The sequence below is a fragment of the Pannonibacter sp. SL95 genome (genome assembly GCF_026672425.1).
Lineage (GTDB): Bacteria > Pseudomonadota > Alphaproteobacteria > Rhizobiales > Stappiaceae > Pannonibacter.
Genome location: NZ_JAPPRC010000005.1, coordinates 302,290 through 318,118 on the forward strand (window position 1 = coordinate 302,290; position 15,829 = coordinate 318,118).

General features: G+C 63.6%; 13 protein-coding genes. 9 read left to right on the forward strand and 4 right to left on the reverse strand.

The window, feature by feature from the left end; all coding sequences use genetic code 11:
* The first annotated feature begins 119 nt into the window (after positions 1–119).
* The 5 genes from OVA12_RS16355 to OVA12_RS16375 all read left to right on the forward strand — a co-directional run bounded on the left by OVA12_RS16355 (position 120) and on the right by OVA12_RS16375 (position 5,556).
* Positions 120–1,670, forward strand: a complete 1,551-nt coding sequence (locus tag OVA12_RS16355; RefSeq protein WP_268139187.1) for a methyltransferase regulatory domain-containing protein — start codon at positions 120–122, stop codon at positions 1,668–1,670.
* 102 nt (positions 1,671–1,772) lie between these two features.
* Positions 1,773–2,564, forward strand: a complete 792-nt coding sequence (locus OVA12_RS16360) for a SapC family protein (protein ID WP_268139189.1) — start codon at positions 1,773–1,775, stop codon at positions 2,562–2,564.
* Positions 2,565–2,604: 40 nt separating this feature from the next.
* A complete protein-coding gene (locus OVA12_RS16365; protein WP_268139191.1) occupies positions 2,605–3,126 on the forward strand; it encodes a hypothetical protein in 522 nt (173 codons plus the stop codon).
* 101 nt (positions 3,127–3,227) lie between these two features.
* Positions 3,228–4,241 carry a GDP-mannose 4,6-dehydratase gene (locus OVA12_RS16370; RefSeq protein WP_268139193.1) on the forward strand — a complete coding sequence of 338 codons (1,014 nt, stop codon included), beginning with the start codon at positions 3,228–3,230 and terminating at the stop codon, positions 4,239–4,241.
* A 1-nt stretch (position 4,242) separates the two neighbouring features.
* Complete coding sequence (locus tag OVA12_RS16375; RefSeq protein ID WP_268139195.1) at positions 4,243–5,556, forward strand: glycosyltransferase family 4 protein; 1,314 nt, start codon at positions 4,243–4,245, stop codon at positions 5,554–5,556.
* 86 nt (positions 5,557–5,642) lie between these two features.
* Here OVA12_RS16375 and OVA12_RS16380 read toward each other — a convergent pair whose 3' ends face one another.
* The 4 genes from OVA12_RS16380 to OVA12_RS16395 form a co-directional block, all read right to left on the reverse strand.
* The gene (locus tag OVA12_RS16380) at positions 5,643–6,950 is read right to left on the reverse strand and encodes an HlyD family type I secretion periplasmic adaptor subunit (protein WP_268139197.1); all 1,308 of its coding nucleotides are present in this window, start codon (positions 6,948–6,950) and stop codon (positions 5,643–5,645) included.
* A gap of 91 nt (positions 6,951–7,041) precedes the next feature.
* Positions 7,042–8,745: a type I secretion system permease/ATPase gene (locus tag OVA12_RS16385; protein ID WP_268139199.1), complete on the reverse strand. Its 1,704-nt coding sequence runs from the start codon at positions 8,743–8,745 to the stop codon at positions 7,042–7,044.
* Between the two features lie 294 nt (positions 8,746–9,039).
* Positions 9,040–9,603 carry a HutD/Ves family protein gene (locus OVA12_RS16390; RefSeq protein ID WP_268139201.1) on the reverse strand — a complete coding sequence of 188 codons (564 nt, stop codon included), beginning with the start codon at positions 9,601–9,603 and terminating at the stop codon, positions 9,040–9,042.
* 70 nt (positions 9,604–9,673) lie between these two features.
* A complete protein-coding gene (locus tag OVA12_RS16395) occupies positions 9,674–10,582 on the reverse strand; it encodes a LysR substrate-binding domain-containing protein (protein ID WP_268139203.1) in 909 nt (302 codons plus the stop codon).
* A 195-nt stretch (positions 10,583–10,777) separates the two neighbouring features.
* Here OVA12_RS16395 and OVA12_RS16400 point away from each other — a divergent pair, with 195 nt between their 5' ends.
* The 4 genes from OVA12_RS16400 (at position 10,778) to OVA12_RS16415 (ending at position 15,660) form a co-directional block, all read left to right on the forward strand.
* Entirely contained in the window at positions 10,778–11,806 is a 1,029-nt protein-coding gene (locus tag OVA12_RS16400; protein WP_268139205.1) for an aldo/keto reductase, read from the forward strand.
* 29 nt (positions 11,807–11,835) lie between these two features.
* Positions 11,836–12,342, forward strand: a complete 507-nt coding sequence (locus tag OVA12_RS16405; protein WP_106753378.1) for a formaldehyde-activating enzyme — start codon at positions 11,836–11,838, stop codon at positions 12,340–12,342.
* Positions 12,342–13,808, forward strand: a complete 1,467-nt coding sequence (locus OVA12_RS16410; RefSeq protein WP_268139207.1) for an NAD-dependent succinate-semialdehyde dehydrogenase — start codon at positions 12,342–12,344, stop codon at positions 13,806–13,808. Before OVA12_RS16405 ends, OVA12_RS16410 begins: the two co-directional genes overlap by 1 nt.
* 217 nt (positions 13,809–14,025) lie before the next feature.
* On the forward strand, positions 14,026–15,660 hold the full coding sequence (locus tag OVA12_RS16415) for an ABC transporter substrate-binding protein (RefSeq protein ID WP_268139209.1): 1,635 nt from the start codon (positions 14,026–14,028) through the stop codon (positions 15,658–15,660).
* Positions 15,661–15,829: the final 169 nt, after the last annotated feature.

Genomic DNA, 15,829 nt, shown 5'->3' on the forward strand with positions numbered 1-15,829 from the left:
GTTCCCGTCTGCCGATTTATTCATCCTGATTATCCCGTTGTTCACGCGAAGGAAATCCTTGCCAGTCGCACGAGCGCCTGATTTGATCCCGCCATCATACCAGATGGGATTTCAAAGCTATGGCATCGACGTCGTCGGGAGATTGGACCGCAGGATATGTTGCGGACATTGGTTATACGCATGGATACTATTTCGAACTGAACCCGCTGCGCGCAGCTCTGGCGCTCAATTACGCAGGGCTGGCAGCACCGAGAATTGAGACTGCCTGCGAGCTTGGCTTTGGGCAGGGCGTCAGCATCAACGTTCACGCCGCAGCGAGCCAGACGGGATGGCATGGCACGGACTTCAATCCCTCGCAGGCCAGCAATGCGCTTGATCTCGGACGGGCAAGTGGCGCCGATGTCCATCTGACGGATGAAGCGTTTGCAGACTTCTGCAATCGGCCCGACCTTCCCGACTTCGATTTCATTTCGCTGCATGGCATCTGGTCGTGGATCTCCGACGACAACCGCCAGATCATTGCGGATTTCGTTCGCCGCAAGCTGAAAGTCGGCGGTGTTTTGTATGTCAGCTACAACACCCTGCCCGGTTGGGCGAATGGCGCGCCATTGCGCCACCTGATGGCGGTTCATGCGCAACAGATGGGCTCATCGGGCGCTGGAACGAGCGCGCGCGTCGAGAGCGCCCTTGGATTTGTCGACAAGGTGCTGGCCAGCAAGCCTGCCTTTGCGGCGGCAAATCCACAGGCCGTCGAGCGCTTCAACAAGCTCAAGACCCAGAACAGAAACTACCTGGCGCATGAGTATTTCAACCGCGATTGGCATCCAATGTATTTCGCGGACATGGCCGACTGGCTTGCCCCGTCGAAAATGTCGTTTGCGGCTTCCGCGCACCTGATCGACGCCGTTGACAGCATCCATGTCAATGCCGAGCAGCTGAAGGTCATCCGTGAGGCAGCCGATCCGGTGTTTCGCGAAACCCTTCGGGACTTCATGGTCAACCAGCAGTTCCGACGCGACTACTGGGTCAAGGGCCCACGTACGCTGTCGGCCGTTGACAAGACGGAAGCGCTGCGGACGCATCGGATTGTGCTGACGACGCGTCGGGACGCGATCCCGATGAAAGTCACCGGTGTATTGGGGGAAGCTGAGCTGACCGCCAGTATCTACGGCCCTCTGCTCGATCTCCTGGCCGACGGCAAGGCGCGCAGCCTCGGCGAAATTGAACAGGCCTTGGCTCCCAAGGGTATTACACTTGGCCAGATCGCTCAGGCCGCATTGATCCTGACCGGTACGAACCACGCCGCGCCGGCGCAGGAACCGGCCGTGACTGCAAAGGCGCGCAAAGCCACGCAGAAGCTGAACGCCTATCTCCTGGATCGATCGCGCGGTTCGGGCGACGTCAACGTGCTGGCCTCCCCCGTCACCGGTGGCGGTGTTCACATCAATCGCTTCCAGCAACTGTTCCTGCTCGCCTATACGAAGGGACGCAAGCAGCCCGCCGAATGGGTGGAGTTCGCCTGGGCAGTGCTCAACGCACAGGGACAAAAGCTGGTCAAAGACGGCAACACCCTTGAGAGCAACGAAGACAACATCGCCGAGCTGCAGTCGTTTGCCGACTACTTCAATACCAACACCTTGCCGGTGCTCAAGGCACTCGATGTGATCTGAGGTCAATCTCCCGCGAACCTGTCCGGGGGGCTGGACCTTCCGGACAGGATGAGTAAAGTGCGGCCTCCCGCTCGAGTTTGCAGCATGACGAGGACGCCCTACATGCCGAATTTTCACGTGATCAGCCGCGAACGTCATGGCACCAAAGGGTGGCGTCGTCGTTCTGGCTTCGGCTTCACGGCTTCCGACACGATTGCACCGGTCGTTGGCGCCGAGCTGCCACGTGCCATGATGCACTTCCCGATCGCCCTGCTGGCGCAGGGGGACAACTACGCTCCCTATGTTCTTCTTGGGATCACGCCCGGCAAGAACCTGATCCTGGCGCAGGACAACAGCTGGATCACGCCCTACGTGCCTGCTGTGTATCGCGGCTATCCGTTCCATCTTGCGACCATGGAAGACGGGCAACAGGTCCTCTGCTTCGATGAAATGAGCGATCAACTGACCGAGGCGGCGGAAGGAACTGCGTTCTTCACCCCGGAAGGTGGCCCGACCGAGGATGTCTCGCGCGTGCTCAATTTCCTGATCGACCTCGACCGGAGCCGTATCCGGACAGAAAGGGCCGTGCGGGCCCTGGCCGAGAAGGGCCTGATCGTTCCCTGGGAAGCGATTGTGGAAACCAAGGCCGGTCGACAAGAGCTGTCGGGCCTCTTCAAGGTCGACGAAACCGCGCTCAACGCCTTGCCCGCTGCTGACTTTGAGGATCTGCGCCAGGCAGGCGCCCTGCCTCTGGCGTTCTGCCAGATGCTGTCCATGCAGCATCTTCAAACGCTGGCTTCGTTCTCCGACGCTCGCGCGGAAGCCGAAGCGCGGATGGCGGCGGCGGTGCAGCCGTTGATCGAGATGCCGACCACCGACAACGACAGCATCGACTGGAGCCGGTTCGGCATCTGATCCTTGCCCGCCGATTCTGCCTGTCGCAGGAGATCCGTCCATGGCCACCGAGGCCCTCGCGCTGACACGCCTGACCACTGACTATATGGTCGAAGAGGATCGGCTGTGCCTGCGCGGTGAAAGCGAAGCGGGACAGCGGGTGACGGTCTGGCTCACGGCCCGGATGATGCGGGTGCTTGTGCCGAGGCTTGTTGCGTGGCTTGAGGGGCAGACGGCCGGACAGCCGATGGCTGACCTGCGCCAGACCATGGCGCAGGAATCCGCTGTTGCCTCCCACGAAGCCCAGGCGCCCGTTGCCCCGACCTCGCCGGCGGATGCCTTTCTGACGCGGAGCATCGACATCGTCACCGCAGAAGACGCGATGCGGCTGGTGTTCAAGGACGGCGAAGGCGACGAGGCGCGGAAGGTTCAGGTGCCATTCCTGGCAACCGAACTGCGGCAGTGGCTGGCCATTGTCCTTGCAGCCTATGAAACCGCCGGCTGGTCCATGACCGTTTGGCCAGAGTGGATGCTCGAAGTCCGCAGACCGCAGGCCAGCGGCCAAAGGATCAATCTACACTGACGCGCCGGGGAGCGCCGCCGTACACTTCCCCATGACAGCGCCAGACAGGCTGACTATAACGCCTCTGGACGGATCAACTGCGACGGGACAAGCCGACCTTCATGCGCACAGAGGCAAGCCTCACTGGACGGGTGCTGGTGACGGGGGCCGGTGGCTTTGCCGCCCGGCATCTGTTGCCCCGCCTTGCCGGGATGCTCGATCCGGCAGCCGGACATGTCGCCGTGTTCGGCCCCGCGGGCAGTGACCAGCTGCGCGCCGTGCCGCAGGGCTTTGCCGCGTGCGCCTGTGATCTTGCCAGCGCCGGTGCGATCGACTCGATCATCGAAGAGACACGGCCGGATCACATCATCCACCTTGCAGCACAATCCTCTGTCGCCGTCTCGCTGTCTGCTGGCGCTTCGCGGACATGGGCTGTCAATTTCGACGGCACTGCCCGGCTGGCGGAGGCCATCGCGCGGCATGTTCCAGATGCGACCCTGCTGTTTGCCTCGACGGTCGAGGTCTATGGCCTGGCGTTCCGGAGCGGGCGGCTTGACGAGGCCTCCGCGACCGCGCCGCAGAACCCCTATGCAAGATCAAAACGGGCGGCCGAGGACATGCTCCTCGACACGCTGCCCTCCAGCGTGCGGCTGATCATTGCCCGGATGACCAATCACAGCGGCGCAGGCCAGGCGGCGCAGTTCGTGCTTCCGTCCTTTGCCCGGCAGATCGCGCGGATTGAAGCAGGGCTAGAACCGCCCGTGCTCCATGTGGGCAACCTCGACGCCGAGCGGGATTTCCTGCATGTGGACGATGTGATCGACGCGGAAGTGGCGCTGCTGTCGCGTGCAGGTGATCTGGCGCACCGGGTCTACTCCATCGCCAGCGGCCAGCCGGTCCCCATCCGCGCCGTTCTGGACCGGATGCTGGCACAGACCAGCGCCGCAATTGATGTTCAACTCGACCCGGCGCGGCTCAGACCGTCCGACATTCCGAGGGTCGATATCGATCCCGGGCGCCTGATATCGGAAACCGGCTGGCGCCCTACCCGCTCGCTTGACCAGCTGGTCGCGGACATTCTCGAAGACCAGCGCCGCCAGACCGGCGGGCTTGCCGACTTCAGCACAGGAACCTGACATGGACATGGCCACAGTCAACGGCAGCAAGGGCCGGATCCTCTTTGACACCTACAACATTGTGCTGCCCAAGGGCACGGGTGTCGCGACCTATGCCCGTGCCCTCATCCGCACGGCAACCCAGCTCGGCTATCAGAGCGAACTGATCTATGACTATCAGGGCGACATTCCGAAAAACCTGGAACTGGCCAAGGCGATCCTGTTCGAGGACAAGGAAAAGCGCCTGACCAAGCTTGACCATGTGCGCAACATGATCGAGGCTTGGTCCAATCCCTGGAAAAGCGCCAAGGCAATCAAGCTGCCGGATTCGAGCTTCCTGTTCGAGGAGCCGATCCGCGCGCGGATGATGCATACCGATCATCGCTACATCGCCCGCAATCTTTATTCGATCGGTGGCCGCTACTTCTCCGCCCATGGCAAGTTGTATCCGATCAGCTTCGACAGCAAACCTGACGCGGCCCACTTCACCTTCCAGCTGCCGGCCAAGGTGAAGGGCGCCGCCAACCTCTATACGCTGCATGACCTTGTGCCGCTGATCATGCCCTACGCGACGATGGAGAACCGCAAGAACTCCTATGCGCTGCTGAAGGAGATCGGACGCACGGCGGATCATATCGTCACCGTGTCGGAGCATTCCCGCCAGGACATCATCAAGGTGCTCGGCGTTCCGGAAAACCGCGTCACCAACACCTATCAGGCGATCGATCTGCCCAAGAGCGCCATCGACAAGCCGCGCGCCCATGTCGAGGACGAGGTGACGGGTATCTTCAATCTGGATCCGGATGGCTATTTCCTGTTCTTCGGGGCGATCGAGCCGAAGAAGAACGTGCGCCGGCTGATCGAGGCCTATCTGTCGTCACGCGTTCGGCGGCCGCTGGTCATCGTCTCGTCGGGCGGCTGGCTGAACAAGGTCGAGCTGCAGCTGATCGCCGACAACCCGCGCCGGGCGGACAACACCGGCATCGCGCATGTGGGCTACCTGCCCTATGAGTTCCTGGTCAGCCTGATCAAGGGCGCAAGGGCCGTGACGTTCCCCTCGCTCTACGAGGGCTTTGGCCTGCCCGTGCTGGAAGCAATGGCGCTGGGTACGCCGGTTCTGACCTCCAACACGTCGTCGCTGGTCGAGGTGGCAGGCGATGCGGCCGTGACGGTGGATCCGATCAGCGTGGAAAGCATTCGCGACGGACTGCGCAAGCTCGACGCCGATGATGACCTGCGCAAGGAGCTGCGCCAACGTGGTCTGGCCCAGGCGCAGAAATTCTCTGCTGATGCCTACCGGGAACGGCTTTCGAGCCTTTACGGCCAGGTCCTGTAAGTCGGCGCGCGGCGCCGCGCCAAAGCGAAAGAAAAAAGGCCCGGACCATTGGTCCGGGCCTTTTGCATTTGTCGCGACTGCGGGGCTTATTCTTCCCGCATGCTGTTGCGCACGGCATCGCGCAGCGGCGAGATCAGGTACTCGGCCATGGTGCGCTCACCCGTCGGAACCACGACTTCCGCCGGCATGCCAGGGGCGAGCTTTGACAGCATTTCTTCCGGGATGCTGGCTTCCGGAACGATCACTCGCGCCAGATAGAACGGCTCGGCATTGGTGCCGCGACGCTCGATGACGTCCGGCGAGATGTATTCGACTTCGCCGAACAGGGTCGGCAGATAGCGGTTGGCAAAGGCCGAGAGCTTTACCTCGGCCTTGAGGCCAGCGTGGATGGAGTCGATGTCCAGCGGGCGAACCTGGGCATTGATGACGATCCGATCATTGCTCGGAACGATTTCCATCATCGGATCACCCGGACGAATGACACCGCCAATGGTGTGAACTGCAAGGTTCTGCACCACGCCGTCTTCTTCGGACCGGATGTCGGTGCGCTCGAGAATATCGGCTGCCACCACATTGCGTTCTTCGAGATCCGAGACCTGCTGGCGCACTTCCTTCAGTTCGGTCGCGGCGCGTTCAGCGAAGCTCTGGCGGATGCGGACGATTTCCAGCTGGGTCTCACCGATGCCCTCGTTGACACGGGCGATTTCGGTGATCAGGCGGCCGTAGGAGCCTTCGAGCTGGGCGGCTTCACGCTGGAACGCCGAAAGGCGGTTGGCAGAGACGACGCCCTTGCCTTCACCATCCTTGAGGCGGCCAACTTCGTCCTCGATCAGCCGGACTTCCGTCTTGGCGGAATCGCGCTGCAGTTCCAGACCGGCGGCCTGCTGCTTCAGCTGTTCGATCTTGGACTCAAGGATCTTGATCTGGCTGTTGCGCACCGAAACGCGGTCCGTGAACAGGTTGCGCTGGCCCTGCAGGGCGAACTTCACGCGCGGATCATCGGAGGCGAGTAGGTCTTCCGGGAACGACACTTCGTCTGCATTGGAACGCTCCGCCAGAAGACGGGCCTCCTCGGCACGGGAGATTTCCAGACGGGTGCGGATCATCGAAACGTTGGCCTGCGCCTGGACCGGGCTGAGGCGAACGAGGACCTGATCCTTCTTCACCCGGTCGCCGTCCTTGACGAGAATTTCACGAACGATGCCACCTTCAAGATGCTGGACGACCTTGCGCGAGCTTTCGACCGAGAGCACGCCATGGGCGATAATGGCGCTGTCGAGCGGAGCCGTCATGGCCCAGCCGCCGAAGGCGCCGAAGGACATCAGGATGGTAAGATAGCCGGCGATCACGAAGGGCCGGGTGCTGAACTTCTTGTCGATCTTGTCGTCTGCCATGGGTCTTCCATTCCTTCCCCGGCGACGCGGTCGCGCGCCGACGGCGGGGGGAGCGATGCAGGCGATGCCCCGTGGCAACGCCTGCGTTCTGTCAGGCTGCGCCCTGGGCGCGCGGGTCAACCACCTTGGGCTTCACGCCCGGGCCCATCAGTTGAGCCGTCGGGCCGAAAGCCTGCACCTTGCCATTGTTGAGGACCAGCACCTTCTCGGACAGGGCCAGAAGATTGGCCTTGTGGCTGACGAAAATGACAGTCGAGTCGTTTTCCTTGAGCGAACGGATCGCCTGCATCAGCGCCTCTTCACCATCGGTGTCGAGGTTGGAATTCGGCTCATCAAGCACGACCAGTTTCGGCTGACCGAACAGGGCGCGGGCAAGGCCAATGCGCTGGCGCTGACCACCGGAGAGGTGACGGCCACCGTCGCCGATCTGGGTGTCGTAGCCGTCCTTCAGGTTCAGGATCATGTCATGCACGCCGGCCATCTTGGCTGCAGCCACGACTTCGTCATCCATGCCGGTCTTGAAGCGCGCAATGTTCTCGGCAATCGAACCGGAGAACAGCTCGACGTCCTGCGGCAGATAGCCAATGTAATCCGCGAGCTTTTCCGGGTCCCAGTGCTGCAGCTCGGCACCGTCGATGCGCACGGCACCGGCCAGCGGCGTCCAGACGCCCACGAGGTGACGCACCAGCGACGACTTGCCAGCGCCCGAGGGGCCGATGACGGCGAGGATCTCGCCAGCTTCCAGCGCAAAGGTCACGCCGGTCAGAACCTGGTTGCGGGTACCCGGGATCAGCGAGACAAGGCCCTCGACGGCCAGGGCACCCGAGGGAGCCGGCAGATCGGTCTTGTCGGAGTCATCGGGGAATTGTTCGAACAGACGGGTCAGGCGCGCATAGGCGGTGCGGGCTCCGACGACCTGCTTCCAGTGGCCGACAGCCATTTCAACCGGCTGCAGCGCGCGGCCCATCATGATCGAAGCCGCGATCATGATGCCCGGCGATACCTGGCCTTCCAGAACCAGATAGGCACCGGCACCAAGGATGAAGACCTGCAGCACCATGCGGACGAACTTGGAAGCGGTCATCACGACGCCGGCGCGGTCGCTGGCCTTGGCCTGCAGCACCAGCATGTCGCGGTGGCGGTCGTTCCAGCGGTCGCGAAGCGCGCCTTCCATGCCCAGCGCACGGATGACTTCGGCGTTCTGCAGCGAGCTGGTGGCGAAGTGATTGGCGGTCTGCGAGGCAATGCCGGCATCGCGCAGCGCGTTGTGGGTCAGGATCTCGTTGGCGAGGGCCAGAACGAAGATCGCCACCGCGCCGCCAAGCGACACATATCCAAGCAGCGGATCGAAGACGAAGCAGACGACCAGGAAGATCGGCACCCAGGGCGCGTCAAGCAGCGCAAGAAGGCCGTTGCCAGTGAGAAACTCACGCAGCTTGTCGATGTCGCCCAGCGCGTACTGGGTGTTCTGGCCCGGGTTGGCAAGCGTGCCCTTCAGCACCCGGTTGAACAGCGGGCTCGCCAGCAGTTCATCGAACTGCATGCCGGCGCGCACCAACATGCGCGAGCGTACATATTCAAGCACGCCATAGACCACCAGCATGCCGCAGGCGATCAGCGTCAGCATCAGCAGCGTCGTCTCGTTCCGGCTCTGCAGCACGCGGTCATAGACCTGCAGCATGTAGAGCGGGCCGATGAACATCAGCAGGTTGATGAAGAAACTGAATACGACGGTGGTTCCGATGATGGTCCGGAACTTCGCCAATGCGATCCCGAGGGGCGTCCGCTTCTTCATCTAACCTGTTCTTCCTCTCAATGCAGTCCGGGCGCAACACCGCGCCCGGTCATGTCCCAGACACGACGCCAATCGGACATCCGCATGTCAAACGGATGGGGCCTGCGAACCGACAGTCAGTCGCGGCACATAGCGACGAGTTGAGACAGTTTTGTGTCCGGCAAATGGCAATTCACCGGCTCATCACAATCCCAAGCCCTCCGTATACACCCGCAATAGCCAAAGCGCAAAATTACAAGCTCGCCCTGACCGGCAATTCCCGGGTGGATTTCGGCGCAGTGTTGCCGTTTCGTTTCATTTTACCGGTTGAAGATGGAGAACCAAGGCCAGGCTCGTGCCGGTTCCGGAGGCGCGGCAGGTTACCGGCGCACTCGGTCCGGATGCTGATGTGTCGTCCAGCAGCACGTCCCTCGCCCCCAGCACAAAAGAACCTGCCGCTGCTGTGACATGAACATGGCCGGTATGGCCGATGATTGCCGCCGGTGCGGACAGGAGCGTGTCCTGTCCGGGAGCCAGTTCCAAAACCGTCAGCCGGTGCGTCATCCGGTCGCGCCGGGTCATGATGTTCAGGTCAAGGATGGGCCTATCGATCAACCGGCCGAAACAGCCCACCGCGCCATCAAAACTGCACGGGGCCTGGAGCGGATCAACCCGCGCCGTGTGACCATCGGCAAATTCGAGCTCAATCCCGGCTCCGGACATCAGCGCCAGCGTACGGTCAATTCCGGCAAAGCTGGAGAAAGGACCATCCGCCGCCACCTCGGCCATCGAAAGCCGCCAAACGAAGTCTTCCAGCGAAGCATCCGGCGGGGAAACCGCGATTTCATGGGTCACGCCGCCGCCGTTCTTCCACGGCATCGCGCGTGCTTCACCCCAACGTACGATCCGGCAGCTTTGCATCAGTCCCCTCGTCAAACTTGCGCTGTGCTCACGCCCCCTGCCCCGGCCGCAATTCGCCGGCGCACTGGCCCGTCAGCCAGGCGCAGAAGGCGGCCAGCATGCGGGGAGGCTTCTTCTCCTGACGGGTCACAAGCCAATAGGATTCGTGACCATCCACTTCGACATCCAGTATCTGCACCAGACGCCCATCGGCAAGCTCGCGGGCAACCATGTGCCGGTCGGCAACCGTGATGCCAAGGCCGCAGACCGCCGCCTCGATGGCGGTATCGAGCAGGTCAAACTCGAGACCACCGCTGGTGTCGACTTCCTCAAGTCCTGCCGCATTGAGCCAGTGGCGCCAGGTCAGATAGCGCTGGTCGGAACTGGCCAGCACATGCAGGAACGTGAAACGTGTCAGGTCCATCGTTTCGTCCTTGCTGAGGCCGGCGATCAGCGACGGCGCGCAGACCGCGACGTGGCGTTCGGTCATCAGATGCACCGAATTGAACGCCGGCCACTCGCCGTCACCGAACCGGATGGCACAATCCAGCAGACTGCTTTCGGCAAGAGAATCGGACAGGTCCGTCGTCAGGCTGATGTCGATGTCCGGACAGGCGCGGCGCAGATCATTGAGCCGCGGCACCAGCCAGCGCTTGGAGAGGGTTGGCGGGGCATTGACCCTGAGACGATGGGCGTTGCTCTCCTCCTCGATGCCGCGCAGCGCCAGCTCGACCTCGTGAAACGCCCGGCCCAGCGCATTGAGCAGCATGTGGCCGGCGGGCGTCAGTTCCAGCCGGTGGTGATGGCGGATCAGCAACGGCTCGCCGAGCTGGTCTTCGAGGATCTTCACCTGCCGGCTGACGGCGCTCTGCGTCAGGTTGAGCCGCTCGGCCGCGCGGGTGAAGCTGCCTGTCAGGCCAACAGTCTCGAACACGCGCATGGCGGCCAGGCTTGGCATTCGGCGCATCATATCCCCCAGAAGCACAGGTTTGCGGCCCTGAGGGCCGGGCGCATCATGCCAGCAGTCAAATGCGTTGCAGCATGCGTTTTCCTGATGCTTGCATCTAAAATCACCATTTGTCAGTGCGCCTCCCGTTTTTCCATGATGCCATCAACAGCCCGGCAGAGCTGGCGCCGGGACGGGAGGAACGACGTGGATTACATCAGGTTTGGCGCCACGGGGCTGAAGACCTCGCGGCTGTGCATGGGCACCATGGGTATCGGTTCATCAGCCTGGAAGGGCTGGGTTCTGGACGCGGACAAGTCGGTGCCGATCCTGAAGGCAGCCCTTGATGCCGGTATCACCTTCTATGACATGGCTGACTGGTACTCGACCGGCGTCAACGAGGAGGTCGTCGCCGGCACGCTGACCAAACTCACCCATCGCGACAATCTGGTGTTGGCCACCAAGGCCTTCTATCCGATGAGCGCGGATGCCAATGATCAGGGCCTGTCGCGCAAGCACCTGTTCCGCTCCATCGACCGCTCGCTGCAGCGCATGGGCACCGACTACGTCGACCTCTACATCGTCCATGCCTTCGATCCGGACACGCCGATCGAGGAGACCATGTGCGCGCTGAACGACATCGTGCGCTCCGGCAAGGCCCGCTACATCGGCGCCTCGACCATGTACGCTTGGCAGTTTGCCAAGATGAACGCGGTTGCCGAGAAGAACGGCTGGACGCGCTTCGTCAACATGCAGTGCCAGTATTCCCTGCTCTACCGCGAGGAAGAGCGCGAAATGATGCCCTACTGCCAGTCCGAGGGCATCGCGGTCACCACCTTCTCGCCGCTGGCCCGCGGCTATCTCGTCGGCGGCGGCTCGGCGGCCCGCAAGGAATTCGATCCGTTCCTTGATTTCTTTGGTGATGAAATCGACCGGGAGATCGCTGCGCGCGTGGTCAATCTGGCGAAGCAGCGCGGCCTGTCGCCGTCGCAGGTCGCCCAGGCCTGGGTGCTGTCGACCGGCAATTCGACCGTGCCGATCTTCGGCGCCGACCATCCCGACCAGGTACGCGACGCCATCGCAGCGCTGTCGATCAGCTTCTCGGCAGAGGAGCGCGCCTACCTGGAAGAGCCCTACCGGCCGCGTGACATGATCAACGACTACAATCCGGTCCGCCGCCCCCGCGCCTTGAGCGTGGCGAGCGCAGCTGCCGCCCCCGCCGCGCCGAAGGCGTGATCCGCATACTCTCAGGACAGGTTCAGACCATGCTCTACATCGGTGAAGGCTTCGAGGGCGCCGGCCCCAACGCCGCCCATATCAACCTCTACATCGGGCCGAAGGCCGGTCCCATCGCCGGTGCGCTGGCAACCGCCGCAGCCAGCCCCGGTCCTGGCCACCTGCCGTTCCAGACCATCCTCAAGCCGAACCTGCCGGTGAAGCCGGTGACCCTGTTCATCGCCAAGGCGGTGCTGGTGCCCGGCACCCATGAGACCATGACCTGGGGCCCGGCCCAGGCCGGCGTTGCCGCCGGCATGACGCGGGCGCTTCTGGACGGCGTGCTGCCGGCCGAAGCAGAGGACGACTGGCTGGCGATTGCGGCCGTGTGGGTCAATCCCTCGGCTGACGATGCAGACGCTGTCTTTGCCAACAACAATGAGGCACTCTACATGGCCGCGAAACGGGCGCTTACGCCTGGCTGGCCGAGCCGAGAGGCTCTGGCCGAGGGTCTGAGAACCGTTTCCAATCCGTTCTACACGCCTGGAGCCCGTTGATGGACAGCCTCGCCCGCGATCTTCCCCTTCTCACTGACCTCGCCTTCATCGGTGGCCAGTTCCGCCCGGCGGCGGACGGTGCCCGCTTCGACGTGCGCAATCCCGCCACGGGCGCTGTGATTGCGCAAGTGGCCGACTGCGGGGCGAGCGATGCGGAGGCGGCCATCGTCGCGGCCGAGGCAGCGTTCCAGTCCTGGCGCAAGGTGACGGCGGCAGAGCGCGGCAAGGTGCTGCGCCGCTGGGGCGAGCTGATGCTCGCGCATCAGGACGACCTTGCCCTGCTGCTCACCCGCGAACAGGGCAAGCCGCTCAGCGAGGCCCGCGGCGAGGTCGTTTATGCGGCCAGCTTCCTCACCTGGTTTGCCGAGGAGGCCCGCCGCGCCTATGGCGAGGTGGTGCCCTCGCACCGGGCGGACGCGGAGATCGTCGTGCTGAAGGAGCCGGTCGGGGTGGTGGCAGCCATCACGCCCTGGAACTTCCCCTATGCCATGATCACCCGCAAGGTTGGACCGGCGCTCGCCGCCGGCTGCTCGATCATCATCAAGCCGGCCGAGGACACGCCGCTCTGCGCCCTCGCGCTGGCCAAGCTCGGCATTGAGGCTGGCGTGCCGGCCGGTGTCGTCAACGTGCTGCCGACGCTGAAGGCGCCGCAGGCCGTCGGCCCGCTGATGGCCAGCCCCGTGGTGCGCAAACTCTCCTTCACCGGCTCCACCGCCACCGGCAAGCTGCTGATGCGCCAGAGCGCCGACACCGTGAAACGCATCAGCCTGGAGCTCGGCGGCAATGCCCCGCTGATCGTCTTTGCCGATGCCGACATTAACGTCGCCGTGCGCGGCACCATCGCCTCGAAGTTCCGCAACACCGGCCAGACCTGCGTCTGTGCCAACCGCATCCTGGTCGAGGATGCCATCTACGACCGCTATGCCGAGGCGCTGGCCAAGGCGGTTGCGGCCATGAAGGTGGGCAACGGCGAGGAAGACGGCGTCGCCCAGGGTCCGCTCATCAACGCCGGCGGCTATGCCAAGGTGGCCCGCCATGTGGAAGACGCTCTTGCCAAGGGCGGCACGGCGATCACCGGCGGCAAGCCGCATGGCAAGGGCGGCCTGTTCTTCGAGCCGACCGTGCTGACGGGGGCGACGACGGACTGGGCACTGGCCAGCGAGGAGACCTTCGGCCCGGTCGCCGGCCTGTTCCGCTTCCACAGCGAGGACGAGGCCATCAGCCTGGCAAACGCCAGTGAAACAGGCCTTTCCGCCTATTTCTTTACAAATGATCTGAAGCGCGCCTGGCGCGTGGCGCGGGCACTTGAGGCCGGCATGGTCGGCATCAACGAAGGCGTGATCTCGACCGAGGTCGCCCCCTTCGGCGGCGTCAAGCAGTCGGGCCTCGGCCGCGAAGGCTCACGCCATGGCCTCGAGGAATATCTGGAGACCAAGTACGTGCTTTTTGGCGGCCTGACTGGCTGAAGCACGGACAGCGCAGAGACAACGCTGCGCCCGCAGGGAAACGGGCGCAGCGGTTCCGGCGACAAACGCCGGGACATCCGGATGGAGGATCCGGAAACGCGTGGGAGCGCGGGTGCAGTTGACATAATTCTCGGCTAAGGAATTGCCGAGGCAACTGATGCCCCGTGACCGCCGACGCATCGCGCCATGTGGACGATGCCGACTGGGAGGAAAACGAATGACGGAAAAGAGCAAGATCGAAACCACGTCCGGCAAGCCGGCCCACCCGCAGGTCGAAAGCCTGTGCGACCAGCTGACCGCTGGCCGGATCGACCGCCGCAGCTTCCTGCGCTCCATGACCTGGCTCGGCGTCACGGCCGCCTCGGCCTCGGCCTTCGCCGGCTTCATTCCGGCCCCGGCCCGTGCCGAGACCCCGGTTGCCGGTGGCAAGCTGCGCTTCGGCTGCGCCATCCAGGAAATCACCGACCCGGCGCTGACCAGCTGGATCGAAGCTTCCAACCTCTACCGCAACAGCCTCGAGTACCTGACCTACGTCGATGCCGACAACATCGTGCATCCGTACCTGGCCAAGAGCTGGACCCCGTCGGCCGATCTCACCGTCTGGGATTTCGAGCTGGACGAGCGCGCAAAGTGGTCGAACGGCGATGCCTTCGCGCCGGAAGACGTGATCGCCAACATCCAGCGCTGGACGTCGCCGGACAGCAAGTCCTCCAACAAGACCGCCTTCGAGGCGATCAAGCTGGTTGAAAAGACCGGCCCGCATTCGGTCCGCTTCACCCTGTCGCGTCCGGTCGCATCGCTGCCCGAGCAGCTCTATTCCTACACCTGCGCCATCGTGCATCGCGACTTCGACAAGTCCGGCGCAAACTGGCCGGCCAACCCGATCGGCACCGGTCCGTTCAAGCTCGTCTCCTTCGAGGTCGGCCGTCAGGCGACCTTTGCCAAGCGCGCCGACTACTGGGGCACGCCGGCGCATCTGGACGAGATCCAGTACATCGACCTCGGCACCGACATCGCCACCCATCTGGCGGCGCTGGCCAGCAACCAGGTTGACCTCATCTACCGTGCGACCATCGCCGAATACGACCTGATGAAGTCGCTGCCGAACATCCAGATCCTGACCGGCAGCGCTGCCCATACGCTGGTCATGCGCATGCAGGTCGACGCCAAGCCCTTCGACGACATCCGCGTCCGCAAGGCCGTGCAGCTCGCCGCCGACAACAAGCAGATGCTTGACGTTGTCTACCGCGGTGAGGGCCAGATCGGTGGCAACTACCACGTCTCGCCGATCCAGCCGGACCACTTCGCGCTCGAGCCCGTCGCCCGGGACGTCGCCAAGGCCAAGGCCCTTCTGGCAGAAGCCGGCTATCCGAATGGCATCGACATCGAGCTGACCCTTGGCAACACGCAAGGCCGCTGGGAACAGGACACCGCCCAGGTGCTGCAGCAGAACCTTGCTGAGGCCGGCATCCGCCTGAAGCTCAACGTACTGCCCGCCGCCCAGTACTGGCCGGTGTGGGACAAGGTGCCCTTTGGTGCCACCTACTGGGCGCACCGTCCGCTCGGCTCCATGACCCTTGATCTCGCTTACCGCTCGGGCGCGGCCTGGAACGAGAGCCACTTTGCCGATCCGGCCTTCGACGCCGCTCTCGACAAGGCCATGGGCACCGTCGATCCGGAGGCCCGCAAGGCCGCCATGCAGACCGCCCAGACCATCCTGCGCGATCAGGCCGTGATGGTTCAGGCCTACTGGCCGGCCCGCTTCAGCGCCGCCGGCAAGAACGTGCGCGGCTTCGTGCTGCATCCGGCGGACTACTTCCGTATGGACGGCGTCTGGCTCGCCAAGGCCTGATTGGCCGCATCGGTTCCCCTCCCCCCAAACTGTGGGGAGGGGCTGAGCCTGGTCGCCCCTGCACGCACCTGTGCGGCGACAGAACTTGCGGCCCCGCAAGGCTGCCAATAGCCTGACACACTGACTGACAGTTCACCGCACGCGGCTTGCCCCGCGCGCAACGGAGATC

What these genes read in the sequence shown, in the direction of transcription:
- OVA12_RS16360 (WP_268139189.1), top strand. Translation starts at nt 1,773, where the DNA reads ATGCCGAATTTTCACGTGATCAGCCGCGAACGTCATGGCACCAAAGGG.
- OVA12_RS16410 (WP_268139207.1), top strand. Translation starts at nt 12,342, where the DNA reads ATGGACAGCCTCGCCCGCGATCTTCCCCTTCTCACTGACCTCGCCTTC.
- OVA12_RS16385 (WP_268139199.1), bottom strand. Translation starts at nt 8,745, where the DNA reads ATGAAGAAGCGGACGCCCCTCGGGATCGCATTGGCGAAGTTCCGGACC.
- OVA12_RS16380 (WP_268139197.1), bottom strand. Translation starts at nt 6,950, where the DNA reads ATGGCAGACGACAAGATCGACAAGAAGTTCAGCACCCGGCCCTTCGTG.
- OVA12_RS16415 (WP_268139209.1), top strand. Translation starts at nt 14,026, where the DNA reads ATGACGGAAAAGAGCAAGATCGAAACCACGTCCGGCAAGCCGGCCCAC.
- OVA12_RS16355 (WP_268139187.1), top strand. Translation starts at nt 120, where the DNA reads ATGGCATCGACGTCGTCGGGAGATTGGACCGCAGGATATGTTGCGGAC.
- OVA12_RS16390 (WP_268139201.1), bottom strand. Translation starts at nt 9,603, where the DNA reads ATGCCGTGGAAGAACGGCGGCGGCGTGACCCATGAAATCGCGGTTTCC.
- OVA12_RS16375 (WP_268139195.1), top strand. Translation starts at nt 4,243, where the DNA reads ATGGACATGGCCACAGTCAACGGCAGCAAGGGCCGGATCCTCTTTGAC.
- OVA12_RS16370 (WP_268139193.1), top strand. Translation starts at nt 3,228, where the DNA reads ATGCGCACAGAGGCAAGCCTCACTGGACGGGTGCTGGTGACGGGGGCC.
- OVA12_RS16365 (WP_268139191.1), top strand. Translation starts at nt 2,605, where the DNA reads ATGGCCACCGAGGCCCTCGCGCTGACACGCCTGACCACTGACTATATG.
- OVA12_RS16405 (WP_106753378.1), top strand. Translation starts at nt 11,836, where the DNA reads ATGCTCTACATCGGTGAAGGCTTCGAGGGCGCCGGCCCCAACGCCGCC.
- OVA12_RS16395 (WP_268139203.1), bottom strand. Translation starts at nt 10,582, where the DNA reads ATGCCAAGCCTGGCCGCCATGCGCGTGTTCGAGACTGTTGGCCTGACA.